This is a genomic window from Noviherbaspirillum agri (assembly GCF_054780595.1).
The window spans coordinates 31,729-45,148 of the sequence record NZ_BAAGWA010000010.1 but is presented as its reverse complement, the minus strand read 5'-3'; the positions used below and the strand labels follow the sequence as shown (position 1 = coordinate 45,148).

At 61.3% G+C, this 13,420-nt stretch carries 16 protein-coding genes; 6 read left to right on the top strand and 10 right to left on the bottom strand.

Annotated features, from left to right (window positions below):
• From ACYVIA_RS16375 to ACYVIA_RS16365, 3 genes are read right to left on the bottom strand one after another with little or no spacing between them, the layout of a single operon-like run.
• Nucleotides 1-1,008 (bottom strand): thiamine pyrophosphate-dependent enzyme, encoded by a 1,008-nt coding sequence (locus tag ACYVIA_RS16375; RefSeq protein WP_460842636.1) that lies wholly within the window; start codon nt 1,006-1,008, stop codon nt 1-3.
• Between the two features lie 7 nt (nt 1,009-1,015).
• The gene (gene porA, locus ACYVIA_RS16370) at nt 1,016-2,269 is read right to left on the bottom strand and encodes a pyruvate ferredoxin oxidoreductase (RefSeq protein WP_460842634.1); all 1,254 of its coding nucleotides are present in this window, start codon (nt 2,267-2,269) and stop codon (nt 1,016-1,018) included.
• Complete coding sequence (locus ACYVIA_RS16365; protein ID WP_460842632.1) at nt 2,262-2,846, bottom strand: 2-oxoacid:acceptor oxidoreductase family protein; 585 nt, start codon at nt 2,844-2,846, stop codon at nt 2,262-2,264. The genes porA and ACYVIA_RS16365 overlap by 8 nt, the downstream gene beginning before the upstream one ends.
• A 415-nt stretch (nt 2,847-3,261) precedes the next feature.
• Between ACYVIA_RS16365 and ACYVIA_RS16360 the strand changes: the two genes are divergently transcribed.
• The 3 genes from ACYVIA_RS16360 to ACYVIA_RS16350 all read left to right on the top strand — a co-directional run bounded on the left by ACYVIA_RS16360 (nt 3,262) and on the right by ACYVIA_RS16350 (nt 4,989).
• Nucleotides 3,262-3,747, top strand: coding sequence for a hypothetical protein (locus ACYVIA_RS16360; protein ID WP_460842630.1), 486 nt, complete (start codon nt 3,262-3,264; stop codon nt 3,745-3,747).
• Nucleotides 3,748-4,076: 329 nt separating this feature from the next.
• Nucleotides 4,077-4,352 carry a YgaP family membrane protein gene (locus ACYVIA_RS16355; protein ID WP_460842629.1) on the top strand — a complete coding sequence of 92 codons (276 nt, stop codon included), beginning with the start codon at nt 4,077-4,079 and terminating at the stop codon, nt 4,350-4,352.
• A gap of 259 nt (nt 4,353-4,611) precedes the next feature.
• A complete protein-coding gene (locus tag ACYVIA_RS16350) occupies nt 4,612-4,989 on the top strand; it encodes a four-helix bundle copper-binding protein (RefSeq protein WP_460842628.1) in 378 nt (125 codons plus the stop codon).
• A gap of 139 nt (nt 4,990-5,128) precedes the next feature.
• Here the strand turns inward: ACYVIA_RS16350 and ACYVIA_RS16345 are convergent, their stop codons facing one another.
• The 7 genes from ACYVIA_RS16345 to ACYVIA_RS16315 all read right to left on the bottom strand — a co-directional run bounded on the left by ACYVIA_RS16345 (nt 5,129) and on the right by ACYVIA_RS16315 (nt 10,248).
• Nucleotides 5,129-5,566, bottom strand: a complete 438-nt coding sequence (locus ACYVIA_RS16345; RefSeq protein WP_460842625.1) for a bacteriohemerythrin — start codon at nt 5,564-5,566, stop codon at nt 5,129-5,131.
• A 413-nt stretch (nt 5,567-5,979) separates the two neighbouring features.
• Complete coding sequence (locus ACYVIA_RS16340; RefSeq protein WP_460842624.1) at nt 5,980-6,501, bottom strand: septal ring lytic transglycosylase RlpA family protein; 522 nt, start codon at nt 6,499-6,501, stop codon at nt 5,980-5,982.
• Nucleotides 6,502-6,662: 161 nt separating this feature from the next.
• A complete protein-coding gene (locus ACYVIA_RS16335; protein ID WP_460842622.1) occupies nt 6,663-7,910 on the bottom strand; it encodes a metal-dependent hydrolase in 1,248 nt (415 codons plus the stop codon).
• Nucleotides 7,911-8,139: 229 nt separating this feature from the next.
• Nucleotides 8,140-9,321 carry a peptidase M48 gene (locus tag ACYVIA_RS16330; RefSeq protein WP_460842620.1) on the bottom strand — a complete coding sequence of 394 codons (1,182 nt, stop codon included), beginning with the start codon at nt 9,319-9,321 and terminating at the stop codon, nt 8,140-8,142.
• Between the two features lie 12 nt (nt 9,322-9,333).
• Nucleotides 9,334-9,600 carry a DUF5985 family protein gene (locus ACYVIA_RS16325; protein WP_460842618.1) on the bottom strand — a complete coding sequence of 89 codons (267 nt, stop codon included), beginning with the start codon at nt 9,598-9,600 and terminating at the stop codon, nt 9,334-9,336.
• Nucleotides 9,597-9,857, bottom strand: a complete 261-nt coding sequence (locus ACYVIA_RS16320; RefSeq protein ID WP_460842616.1) for a DUF5985 family protein — start codon at nt 9,855-9,857, stop codon at nt 9,597-9,599. The genes ACYVIA_RS16325 and ACYVIA_RS16320 overlap by 4 nt, the downstream gene beginning before the upstream one ends.
• Nucleotide 9,858: 1 nt before the next feature.
• Entirely contained in the window at nt 9,859-10,248 is a 390-nt protein-coding gene (locus ACYVIA_RS16315; RefSeq protein ID WP_460842614.1) for a hypothetical protein, read from the bottom strand.
• A 386-nt stretch (nt 10,249-10,634) separates the two neighbouring features.
• Between ACYVIA_RS16315 and ACYVIA_RS16310 the strand changes: the two genes are divergently transcribed.
• From ACYVIA_RS16310 to ACYVIA_RS16300, 3 genes are read left to right on the top strand one after another with little or no spacing between them, the layout of a single operon-like run.
• The gene (locus tag ACYVIA_RS16310; protein WP_460842612.1) at nt 10,635-11,276 is read left to right on the top strand and encodes a thermostable hemolysin; all 642 of its coding nucleotides are present in this window, start codon (nt 10,635-10,637) and stop codon (nt 11,274-11,276) included.
• A complete protein-coding gene (locus ACYVIA_RS16305) occupies nt 11,257-12,744 on the top strand; it encodes an AMP-binding protein (RefSeq protein ID WP_460842610.1) in 1,488 nt (495 codons plus the stop codon). Before ACYVIA_RS16310 ends, ACYVIA_RS16305 begins: the two co-directional genes overlap by 20 nt.
• 1 nt (nt 12,745) lies before the next feature.
• The gene (locus ACYVIA_RS16300) at nt 12,746-13,420 is read left to right on the top strand and encodes a TenA family transcriptional regulator (protein WP_460842608.1); all 675 of its coding nucleotides are present in this window, start codon (nt 12,746-12,748) and stop codon (nt 13,418-13,420) included.

Genomic DNA, 13,420 nt, shown 5'->3' with positions numbered 1-13,420 from the left:
TCAGCGGTCCTCCAGCAAACCAAACTTACGGATGTTCTTGTCGGCGATGCCCTGGATGCGGGAGATGGTTTCAAGTGCAGGCTGTTTGCCGAACAGATGCGCAAAGCGCTTCTGCAGCTTCAGGTATTCCTCCACCGGTTCGCGCCGGCGGATCTTGGTGGAGTTCGTGATTTCGCCATGTTCCGCCTCGAACAGCGGGAAGAGGCCCGTTTCGACCGCGAGGCGCGCAAGCTTGATCGTGTCCTGTGACGCCGCGCCCCAGCCGAGCGGGCAGGGCACGAGGATATGGATGTAGCGTGCACCGCGTATCGACATGGCCTTGGTCACCTTCGCCTCCAGGTCGTGCAGGTACGCGACCGACGCGGTGGCAACGTAGGGAATTTCATGTGCCATCGCAATCAGCGGAACGTTCTTTCCCTGCCCAAAGGAGGCGCCCGGTTCTGCGCCGACCGCCATCGTGGTGGCCGTGCGCGCCGCACCCGGTGTGGCGGACGAGCGCTGCACGCCGGTGTTCATGTAGGCCTGGTTGTCGTAGCAGATGTAGAGCACGTCATCGTTGCGCTCGAACATGCCGGACAGGCAGCCAAAACCGATATCGGTGGTACCGCCGTCGCCACCTTGTGCGATCACGCGCACATCCTTGCGGCCTTTGACCTTCATCGCCGCTGCCACGCCGGTCGCGACCGCGGCGGCATTGCCGAACAGGGAATGGATCCACGGGATCTGCCACGAGGTTTCCGGATAAGGGGTGGAGAACACTTCGAGACAGCCGGTGGCATTGGCCGCGATGACCTGGTTGTTCGCGGCGCGCATGGCCGCATCGATGGCATAGCGCGCGCCGAGCGCCTCGCCGCAGCCCTGGCAGGCGCGGTGCCCGGAGTTGAGCGAGTTGGTGCGCGTCATGTTGGCCTGCACCGAGCGCTCATCCGGCGCGAGCAGGCGGTTGCCGACCGTGAAGGTACCGGTCTGGTAAAACTTCACGGGTTGCTTTATGTTTTGCTTTTCCATGATGGCCTCAGCGGATTCTGGCGGCGACGGTGCCGATCTGCCGCAGTACGTTCTCGGCAGTCGGGCCGGAGCGGCGGTGCTGCCTCTCGCGTTCCAGCTCGCGGTGGACGACCTCGTGGTTGAGGTCGAGGAAGGTCAGCGCTTCGAGCGCGTCCTGCTGTGCCTTTTGGAACAGCGTGCGCAAGCTGGACTTGGTGATCGGCCGCCCGCCGAGCCCGGCGATGACGGTGTAGGCGCGGGTCGATGTCCCGGCCAGCGCCATGTGCAAATCGTGGGACACGACGCCGCCGATACCGAGCGACAGCGACTTTTCCAGCACCACGATGCGATCCGCATGCGACAGCGCGTCGTGCAGTTCCTGCGTCGGGAAGGGGCGGAAGGAGCAGATCGAGAGTGCGCCGATCTTGTCGCCCTGATCGCGCATGTCGTCGACCACATCCTTGATCGTGCCGATCACCGAGCCGAGCGCAACGACGATGGTTGTTGCATCTTCCGTGCGATAGGTCTTGATCAGTCCGCCGGAGTCGCGGCCGAACTGCGCCTTGAATTCGGAAGACAGTTGCGGCAACAGTTCCAGTGCCCGCATCTGCTTCTGGTGCGCGAGATAGCGCACTTCCATGAACGCGTCCGGTCCGACCATTGCACCGATCGAGACCGGATCGGACGGATCAAGGATCTGGCGCGGCTCGAAGGTCGGCAGGAAGGCATCCACTTGCTCCTGGCTCGGGATGTCGACACGTTCGTAGGCATGCGTGAGGATGAAGCCGTCCACGCAGACCATCACCGGCATCGACAATTCCTCGGCAAGGCGGAAGGCCTGGATGTGCAGGTCGATCGCTTCCTGGTTGTTTTCCGCATAGATCTGGATCCAGCCGGCATCGCGCATCGACATCGAGTCGGTATGGTCGTTCCAGATATTGATCGGCGCGCCGATCGCACGGTTACCGATGGTCATGACGATCGGCAGACCGAGGCCGGCGGCGTTATAGACTGCTTCCGCCATGAACAGCAGGCCCTGGCTGGCGGTCGCGGTATAAGTGCGAGCCCCGGCAGCGGACGCACCGATGGCGACTGAGAGCGCGGCAAACTCGGATTCGACGTTGATGTATTCGCAATCCTGCAGCTGGCCGGACTTCACGATCTCGCCGAGGCCTTCGACGATGTGCGTCTGCGGCGTGATCGGATAGGCACAGATGACTTCCGGACGGCACAGCGCGATGGCTTCCGCCATCGCATGGGAACCTTCGGTTTGCTTAAGCATGGCTTGCCTCTTTCATTTCATCCAGCACGAAGAGATACGCTTCGCGTGCGGCAGCGATGTTGCCGTCGGCGATCTTCGGGGGGAATTTGTCGCGAATGGCATCGCACACCGAGTCGATTTGCGCGATGCCGCTGATCGCCGCAAAGCCGCCGAGCAGCGCGACATTGGGCAGCGGGCGGCCGACATGTTTCATCGCCAGTTCAGTTGCAGGAACCGTACACAGGCGTTCTGGCCGATAGCCTTTTACGAATTCGCCGATGCCCAGCTCGTCAAAGTTGCGCGTGGAATTGATCAGGATGTAGCCGTCGGAGGCCACGCCGGAAAACAAGTCCACCTGATGCAGCAGCGTCGGGTCCTGGATGATCAGCGCGTCCGGATGCATCACCGGCTCGCGCAGGCGGATTTCCTTGTCGTCGATGCGGCAGAACGCCATCACCGGTGCGCCCATCCGTTCCGAACCGAAACTCGGGAAGGCTTGCGCGTGCTTGTTTTCGAGGAAGGCAGCGACGGACAGCATCTCGGCTGCGGAGACGACACCCTGGCCGCCACGGCCGTGGATCCGAACTTGAAAGAGCATGGGAGGTCCTTTTTCAGTCTTCTGTCTTCGATTTGGGCGCTGCCGTGTCGAAAACCGGTGCCCGGTCCTGCACGCATTCGCCACCATAGTCAGGCCAAATGCGCCGCGCTTTCCTATGCTGCATTGGAGCGGAGTCCGATGACATTGACTCAAGTCAATCAACGCCAATACGGTCTGCGAACGGTTTAATTGCGTTGCAGTGCGGCCGGAAACAGGCCGTTGACGCAAGTCAAGCGCCGCTGTGGTTCGGACCTGCTACTGCCCGACGAGGGGATTATGCTGCGCTGCATTGCCATGGTTGAATTGCCGAACCGGCGTGATGCAGGACAGAGAGTCGCGGCGATTGAGGAGCCGTCGAGGCGATTTTGGTGAGGCGATTTTAAAAGCAGGATTTCAATTTCAGAAAGGAAGCGCGATGGATACCGGACCGGATTACGAACTGCTCAAGGATGCTTACGCGATCATCGATGGCATTCCGGAAGCGGCAATTGAACTCGACAGGCTTGTGACCGCGCGCGGTGAGGCGCTCGACCGGGATACCGTTTGTTCACCCGCGGCATGGCTGGCGCAGCATCCGGCATTCAGGGCGCGCGGCCTCGGCGTGGCGGACGACGACAGCCAGCTCACGTTGAACGGCCAGCGCGTCGGGGCCGACTCTGTCGCGGAGGTGATGGCGCGCGTGTTCGCCTTGCGCCAGGTCGATGCGGAACGCCTGTTTGCGGATCGCCGTACCTATACGCTGGGAGATGATTCCGGACTGAGCGACAAGCGCCTGTGGTTGCATGAGATGCGCGACTTCCTGCGCGAACACGAGCAGCTTTCCGATGACTTCGAAGAGCGCCTGGAAACGCGCGGACCGTTCGCCGAGCCGCCGAACCCTGCCGAGATCCGGGCGATCTGAGCGACGCGGCGTGCCGGCAAGCTCCGCAGGCGGCACCGGCCTAGGCTGTGTTTGACAAGCTACTGCGCGGCCCGGATTGATGTCTGCGGTGCTCGGCGTACCAGTCGTACGCGTGTGCTCCTCGACACCACTCCAAACCGCTCGCTACGCTTGTCAAACACAGCCTAGCCTTGCAGGCAAGGAGTAGAACTTTCGACAATGCATGGCTGTCACATTGACATGGTTTGGCTGCGGTTTTGCCGAGCGTTGCAGCAGGCAAGCTCAGATAAGCCGAAACCTGGTCAAAGCGGGCGCAGGTCTGTCTTCGATTGAAATTTGCGCTGATCCCTATGGCGCAGATCCGGCCAGAAGAACGCGTACAGGCGATCGGGCTGGAAGGAAAGGTGATCGTCATGGATATCGAAAAGAATGTCGGCGGTATGGACAAGGCTGTTCGCATTGTGGTGGGCGTGGTCATGGTCGCGGTCGCCATGTTCGCGGAGCTGACGACGGGATGGCGCATTGTCGCCTGGGTGGTGGCAGCCGTTTCCTTCCTGACGGCCGTATCCGGTTTCTGCCCGCTTAACAAACTCCTCGGCATCAATACCTGTCGCCACAGACTGTGACGATCCTGCGGGGCGCCGCAGCCTGTCGCGACATGTAAGCCCGCTTTTTGCGCGAGTGCCGCATCCAGGCACCGTTCATCTCGATCTGCCCATCATTGCGGGAAATCCTGGTCCGACCGCACAAGTAGCTCTGCTCCGCGAACTAAATTGGTATAAATCTTCTCTAGCGAAGTACGGTTTTAACAAGCCTTAACAAGGCCGTTACGACGCTCAAGGAGGATGCGGTGGGCCATCTAACCCAACATTGAGAGGAAGAATCATGGCACACCAACAGTACCAATCCTGCATCGAAGCCTGCTACGACTGCGCCGCGAGTTGCGATCACTGCGCAACGTCCTGCCTGCAGGAACAGGATGTAAAGGCAATGGCACGCTGCATTGCACTGGACATGGATTGCGCGCAGATTTGCCGCATGGCCGCGGCCTACATGGCGCGCGGAAGCGAATTTGCGACCGCGATCTGCCAGATGTGCGCCGATGTATGCGATGCCTGCGGCGATGAATGCGCTAAACACCAGATGAACCATTGCCAGGAGTGCGCACAGGCATGCCGCCGCTGTGCCGATGAATGCCGCCGGATGGCGGGGATGGGGCAGGGAGTTCAAGGCACCACTGGCGCGGGAGCTACTGCACACTGATGCCAATTGCGCCGGGCCATGCGGAAACTGCTCCGGCGCTGTTCCGAACTTTGCTTACGGTATGCAGTGCCGTCAAACACGCGGCCTGCGCAAGGGCGCAACGAGAAAAGAGGTGTAGATAGAGCGTTATGCTGTTGCGCTATTTCTCGCCGTGCATGTGCCGGCCGATTGCTGTATCCGATTGCAGGATATGCGGCACCATCGCGCGGCGCAGAAATTCATAGACCTCGGCCACGACATCGCCGCGACCGTCCATGAAGCGCCGGTGCAGGGTATTGACCTTTTCCATCAAGGCCTTGTGCTCGAGTCTATGTTGCTCGAGATGCGGGAACTGGACGGCTTCCATCAGCGCTTCTTCCCGTTCGAAATGCCCTCCCGTGTGTTCAATCAGTTCAACCAGCACGGCACCGACGATGGAGTGCTCCGGTTCTTCCCCGGCCATTTCCTCCTGAAGGCGCTTGGCAATACCGAAAAGATCCTGGTGATCGGCATCGATGTCCTCATGCCCGATCGCAAGTGCCTCCGACCAGGAGAAAAAATGCAAATCGAATTGCTGCGTCATCGGTAAGCCAGACATCGGAAAATCTCCACTGCGGAACGGGTACTGCAATGGGTTGGATTTAACCATGGAAACAGTTTTGCGCTGGATGAGAGATTTGGATACGTTGATTGGGGTCAAGACAGAACGATGGAAAAAGGAGACGGCGCAAAAGAGACGCCAAGCCGAATGAAGCTTTCGAGGAAATGACGCGGCCAGTGCTCGGCGTAACAACGCACCAAATGAGCGAAGACGTGCGATTGATTGCGGCCGGCAAGGTGTGGCTGGCGAGGTGCGGCCGGCGAGGCGCGGCCGCTGTGGTGTGCGTTGTCGCCACAAGATACCCAAAGTGGGAAATTCAGCGCCGTTGGATATCTGCGGAACTTGTCAAAAAATCACGCGGCGCCGACATGGTACGTACAGGCACCGCATGGTGTGGCGCGTTGCCAGCCTTATTGACCGGAGCTAGTCTCCGTCGTGGGTGCGCCGGTGCCAAGCTTGACGCTCCCGTCCGGTTGCGGCACTTCGATCGGCTTGACGACCACCGGTGCAACGCCGGCTTCTTTCATGTCGAGTTTTTCTGCAACCTTCGGCGAGACGTCAACGATCCGCCCATCGACATACGGACCTCGGTCGCGGATCTCGACGACCTCACTTTTGCCGTTCTCCAGGTTGGTTACCTCTGCTTTCGTCCCAAGGGGCAGCGTTCGGCTTGCGGCGATATTGGCGTCGGGATTCATCGGTGTGCCATCCGCCATGGTTTTCCCGTGGAATTGCTTGCCGTAGAAAGACGCCTTTCCGGTGCGCGCTGCGCCGCTGCGGTCAAGCGAAGGCTTTTTTGATGACTGGCTGGCCGAACCGGATGACGCCGGTTTGGCCGGTTCATGCGCCCAGGCAGATGTGCCGAGACAGCAGGAGAGGGCAAGAACGGCTGCAGTACGCTTGCTTATTGATGTTTTCTTTGTCGAACTCATGCGGATCTCCTTCGGAGGAATCAGATCAGGATGATTTTCGTCGCCCGTACGCAATGCTCGTACGCGCGATTTCTTCTACGATGGCCGCTCACCGCCGAAGTTTTCGGGAAAGTGTGACTGATTGTTTCTTCTTCCCCGTCGTCAAGATCGCAAGTCGCTGGTCAATGCGAAGGAGCACCCTGCGGCATGAGCAGGTCGGCGCGAGGAAAGTCCCATTGCGGCACGGCGCGCGGGCATTCGCGGTCGCTGAATTCTGCAAAGTTGATCGTAGTGAAATTTTTCCGCAACGTGGAGCGGAAGCGAAGATCGGATGCATCGTCAGCGGTCACCATCGGTGCGCGTGCAAAGCGCATCCACGCAGCGAAATGGCAGTTCTCGTCCTTCAGTCGCCGCAGCGACGCCAGGCTGCCTTGCTCCGCCAGGACGAATGCAATTGCGGGCGTCGCGGCGTCCGGTGGCACGTGTTCGGCCAGCGTGGCCGGGCATCCGGCGGCCGGCACCACGTCCGGCGCGAGGCTCAACACACCGCGCCGCAGCCGGTAGGTTCCAGCACCTTCATTGCTCTCGACGGAGACGAACGACCAGCACAAGGGATTGGTCGGGAACGAGGTCATTGCCGAGTCGAGCATGCGGCTGTCCGGATCGAGCCTGTGCAAGGCGTCGGCGACGACATTGGTGCCGTGGCGCGATGCCGCGGCCTGCACGCCGACAAAGCCGAGGCTCAGCACGAACGCGACGATCAAGCCACGCCTGCCGGATGCGCCAGCCTTGTGCTGGATCACGCCCATCAGGACCGCGGCCGCAACCAGTACCGCCAGCGAGCCGGGCGCAAGAAAACCCTTGAACGTGAAGAAGACCTGGGCGAGGACGAGCGCCGCGAGCAGCACCGTTCTCAATATGACGTTCGGCACCATCATTGCCAGCGGCACACCGAGCAGCATCCAGAACATCGGCTCGATGATGAAGACCATGTCGCCATACAGCCAGCGTGAGTCGAATGGATGGAAGGGATGGATGCCGTAGGAATTCAGGTAATCCATCGCCATGTGCAGCGTGAAACCGATGAATCCCGCGAGGAAAAAACCGAAGCGCGCGCTGGTGCTTTCCTTCAGCAGCCTGCGCGCGGCCGGCCACAAGACCCAGAGCAGCGCCCACAGGAAGAGCGCTTGCGGAATTGCATAGAGAAGTGTGTGCGTATGTCCGCGATGGTGAAGCAGATAGCCGAGTGGTGCCGGGAGCAGTGGTGTGAGGACAAGGTCAAGATCCGGAAAACTGCTTGCAGCCCAGCACGTAACGAGCAGCAGGCGATGGCGGGTCTTCTGGCGATCGCTGTCGGGTTCCTGCCGCAGGCTGCGATGCACGAGTTCGCCGACTGCGAGGCCGGCTACCGAGTGAGTAAGGTTATCCATGGCGCGATCTTACCTTGGTTCAGATGGTGTCGCCGCGCAGCACCATGCGTAAAGGCTACGCTGAACAAGTCCCGCAATGGCGCGTGGCGCGCGCCTGAATTCGGGATGGGGCGCAAGGCGCAGACCACAGCCATGGTGTGACCATGGCGAGGATGTGCAACGCTGCGGACCGCCCGAAGTCGGGATGCGCGGCGCGCGTGAACTTGTTCAGCGTAGCCTTTACGCTCGCTCAGGGCAGGAGCGGCAGACCATGCTTGCGCTTCATTCCGATGGTCCGCGCGACCTGGGTGATGACGGACAGGCGGTAGGCGGTGGAGGGATGCAGCGCCGTATGACTGTTCGGAGCCTCGGCCGAGTGCTCTGTCGCGAGGCGTTTCCAGAAGGCGGATACGTCGGCGATGTCGTATCCGGCGCGCACGAGCAGGTACAAGGCAATCTTGTCGGCAGTGGCGTCGAGCACCGGCGTGAACGGCGTGATGTCCGCAGCGAGCGGCGGCGGCGTGCTGGCGGCATCCAGCGTGCGCAGGTCGTCGATGACCGCGCCCATGTCCGCGCGCGGCGATGTCGTCAGCACGTTGTGTGCGATTTCCCGTGCCAGCGCATAAGCCAGTTCTTCGTCGCTGCGGGCGAACGCAAGCATGCCGCGCGTGATCATCAGCCGGTGGCCGTCGGCATAGCTGCTGACGCTGTCGGTATTGCCAAGGTCGACGACCATCGCGCAGGCCGGTGTCAATGGCACGTCCAGCACGAGCCGCTCGTCGTTGCGCAGCACGGTGAGTTTCAGTTGCGTGCTTCCCTGGACCTCGGAAGCAATCAGTGCGGCCGCGTTGCGCTCCGCATCCTGGCCTTCCGGCAATGGTTCGATCCCGGCCACCAGCAGGATATCGCCCGGCTGCAGGCCTGCCTGGGCGGCGCCGCTTCCGGGCAGCACGCTCATCACTTTCAGGCGATCGTCCAGGCCCAGCACTTCCTCGGCGGCGTCGACGAAGTCATCCGAATAGGAGTATTTGGTCTTCGCCGTGAAGCCGAGCAGGTTGCGGGCATGTGCGGGACAGAGCTCGGTGTTCTTCACCAGCAGCGGCGCGGCGACACGATAGAGCCGGTCTTGCTGCGCAACCCATGCACGCAGCGTGGCCGCCTTGTCGATCGGCGGCAGCGAGGGCGGTGTCTCCACCGGAATTTCTGTCTGCTCCGGCGGCGCCGGCGGGATGGTGTCAGGAGAGGCGGCTTGTGGGACGGTTTCGGGGGCGGCAGAGGCAGCCTCTCCGGCACGCACGGCGGGTGCCGGAGCGGTGACGGAAGAAGGTGGCGCGGCGCACGCGCCCAGCATCAAGGCTCCAGTCGCAATGACAAGGCGGGCAGCCAGCGCGCGGAGGGGACAGGAGCGATGTTTGGTCGTCAAAGACTTCATTCTTTTGTTCTTCTATTCTTTTGGCCGGCGGTTTTTCTCGACGATGGCAAGCAGGATCAGTCCATACGCAACCAGCCTGACCATGTAAAAGAGGGGCTCGTCCTCGCTGGGCGAATGGCTCGTCGCAAGCGCGACGCGATTGGCCGCTTCCAGCCCGAATGAAACGGCGAAGTAAAGGAAGAAGCGGTCCCGCGTGGTCCTCCAGAAACTGATGAAAAACAGCGCGGCCGTAGCCGAGGCCATGGCGATGGCGCCGGCGAGGAGCAGGTTGACGTTCATTCTCCTTCCTCCAGAATCAGCCCGTACAGCAGCGGGAGCAAGGCGGCCAGTGCAGCCACGAGGCGCCATGTCGCGAGATCGGCTTCGGTAAAGATCAGCCTGTCGAAGACCAGCAGCAGGTTGTTGAGAAACATCCCGGAAAAGCAGAGCCCGCTCCAGAGCAGCAGGCGGTGCCTTTGTCTGAAGTAGCTGCGCAGGAGCAGCCCGGCGCACGCGAAAGCGGTGAGTGCACAAAGAATGTAGACGATGGCAGCCATGTCAGGTGTCCTTTCGCCAGATGAAGGCGTCAGCAAAAAGCTGCGCTTTCTTGTTCGCCTTGGAGTGGATGAGATTGGTGACGCCGATCAGGTCCCTGGAGTAGGCTTCCGCGACGCGGGCGATCATCTGTGCGAGGTCCGCGGTTGGAGGCTGATAGCGGTAGAGCAATAACTCCGGGTCGGCAATGGTGACGACGCCGCCTGCGTGCAATTCAGCGAGCAGCGCCTGCGCCGCCTTGTCGCCAAGATAGAGCTGTCGTGCGAGCTGTTTGTAGTCCCATGGGTGGGATGGGTCGCGCCGCAGCAGGAGTATTGCCTCCAGGTACGGCACGGAGGGGATGGCCAGCAGGATGAAGCGCGACACATCGTCGGGGATGGGGACCCGATCCATAGTTCCTCTCAAGTTTGTGAATTTTCCCCGGGACGTCGCGGGCGTGGGCACGTCCGAGGATATGAAAACAGCACAGCAGGTACGGGGTAAGACTGAAGTGAATATGCCGCTGTCGACGCCGGCTTATTGTCCACGCGCATCGCAAGACACAAGCAACGGTTGACGGGCTGATAGACTTTCTTCGCTCAAATATATTTGGCCGAATATAACTTCGCCCAAATCAAATGGCAAGCCGGGTGTTGCGTGCCTGACATCGTCTTGCGGGAATGGCATCTATCTAAATTGCAATTCGTTACAAAGCTCGAAAGTATGCCCTCGGATACTTAATCTCACCTTAATCTTCGGCTCCTAGTCTTCTCCCATTGCAACAACGTTGGGAGGTCTGAATGGCTATGCCACCCGCAGTACTTTGTCACAGCTTTCCGTCTGCTACGGCAGGTGCGGAGGTGCATGACGCTTCCGACGATCCTGCATACCGCATGGAGTGGGTCGGGCCTGGGCACCCGGAGCGCGCGTCGCTGCAACAGTTCATCGCCGACACTTTCTTCAAGATGTACGGTGCGCAGGTCAGCCATTTTTCCCGCACGCTCGTCGGCTGCAAGGACAGTTCCGGCCAATGGGTGGCTGCGCTCGGCTTTTCACTGGCGCGCGACGGCAGTACCTTCCTTGAGCAGTACCTCGACGGACCGCTCGAGTGCGAGATTGCCGGCCGCACCAATACGCCTGTCAGCCGCCACCACATCGTCGAAGTCGGCAATCTCGCGGCGACGCACGCCGGCGCCGCACGCGAACTGATCATCTGCATGACGTGGTACCTGCACCAGCAGGGCATGGTATGGGTTGCCTTTACTGCAACACGCGCACTGCTCAATTCATTCATCCGGCTGCGCCTCAAGCCGACCGCGCTCGCAGCGGCCGATCCCGCCCGGCTGCCCGACCACGGCGAAAGCTGGGGCAGCTATTACGACACCAAACCCCAGGTCATGTTTGGAGATATCCGCGCAGGCTATGCACAACTATCAAGATAACTTTCCCGATTCAGCCTCCATCACAGCCGGCGCCGGCGCGTCATGGAGCCGAGCGACGCTCGACCAGCGCGTGCGTCATCTGTGCGAAGCGTTGAAATCGCGCCGCCAGCCGGGCGCACCGGTTGCAATCCTTGCGGACAATTCACCGGAGTGGATTGCCGCCGATCTCGCCACACAGGCATTGGGCATCACGCTCGTTCCGCTGCCGTCGTTCTTCACGCCGGCACAGTGGATGCATGCGATCGGGGCAAGCGGCGTACAGGCCCTGTTCTGCATGCAGGCGAGCCACGGCGCCGCCCTGGGATTCACGGAAGCCGTTCCATGCGACGGCAGCCTCCTGCTGCGCGAGCTGCCGCAGGAAATAATGCACCAAAGAGCGCAGGAGAAGTCCCGTCCCGACCTGGCGAATGTGCAGAAGGTCACCTTCACATCCGGCACCACGTCCGAGCCAAAAGGCGTATGCCTGAGCAGCGAGCAGCAGTGGGATGTCGCGCATGCCTTGCACGCGCGCCTGGACAGTCTGGGAATCAAGCGGCATCTCTGCCTGCTGCCTTTGCCGGTCCTGCTTGAGAATATTGCAGGCGTCTACACGGCCCTGCTGTCTGGCGCGACGACGATTTGCCCGCCGCTGTCGGAGACCGGCCTAAGCGGAGCCGCGCAATTCGATCCGCATGCATGCCTCGACGCGATCCGGCGTTACGAAGCCGAGAGCGTCATCCTGCTGCCACAGATGCTACAGGCGCTGGTCGCAGTCGCTGCGACGAATGACGAGCGCATCCGCACCCTGAAGTTCGTGGCGGTGGGCGGCGCGAAGACACCGGCGGCACTGATCAGGACCGCGCGCGACAAGGGTTTTCCGGTCTATGAAGGCTACGGCCTGTCGGAGTGCGGCTCGGTCGTCTCGCTCAACATTCCCGGCGCGGATCGCCCGGGCAGTGCCGGCATCCCCTTGCCGAATCGCCTGGTGCGGATTGCTGCCGACGGTGAAATCGAAGTCGGCGGAAAGGGCATCGCGCACTACCTCGGCGAAACGCGCCGGCAGCGCGACTGGCTGCCGACGGGGGATATCGGCCATCTCGACGCGGCTGGATTCCTGAACATCAGCGGACGCAAGAAAAACATCCTGATCACGGCTTTCGGCCGCAACGTCTCGCCCGAATGGCCGGAAGCCGCGCTGATCGGCACTGGCCTGGTGGCACAAGCGGTGGTTTTCGGCGATGCGCGCCCGTATCTGGTCGCGGCGATCGTCCCCATGTCAGCACAGGTGCCGCCTGCGGCATTGCAGGCGGTAATTGATCAGGTCAATGCCCACCTGCCTGACTACGCACAGGTCCGGCGCTGGATCGCGGTCGAGCCGTTCACTCCGGCCAACGGACTTGTCACTGCAAACGGCCGCCCCCGGCGCGACGCAATCTGGCAGCGCCACCAGCAACAAATCGAATCCCTGTACGACAACTGTGGAGAATGAAATGAGTTTTTTCCAGCAACTGCAACAACGTACCGAAGACAGCCGGCAAGAGCTCTTCAGTGTGCCGGTCATACGCGATGCGCTTCGCGGCGACATCGTGACCGGACAATACATCGCCTTTCTCGGACAGGCCTACCACCATGTAAAGCACACCGTCTCCTTGCTGATGGCCTGCGGCAGCCGGCTCACCGGCCGGCATGAATGGCTGCGCAAGGCAATCGCCGAATACATCGAGGAAGAGATCGGCCATGAGGAGTGGATCCTGTCCGACATCGAGGCCTGCGGCGGCGATGCCGACATGGTGCGCGCATCGCGTCCGCATGCCGCGACCGAGCTGATGGTCGCGTACGCCTATCATCAGATCGACCGCGGCAATCCGATCGGATTTTTCGGCATGGTGCACGTGCTCGAAGGCACAAGCACGGCGCTGGCGACCAATGCCGCCGGGACGATCCAGGGTGCACTCGGCCTGCCTGCCAATGCGTTCAGCTACCTGACGTCGCACGGATCGCTGGACCTTGAGCATGTGCGCTTCTTCGAGGGATTGATGAACCAGCTGACCGACGTCGACGACAAGGAAACGGTGATCCATTGCGCACGGATGTTCTACCGGCTGTATGGAGACATTTTCCGCAGCTTGCCAGCCAAGGAAAAGTTCTTTGAGACGGAGGCCTGA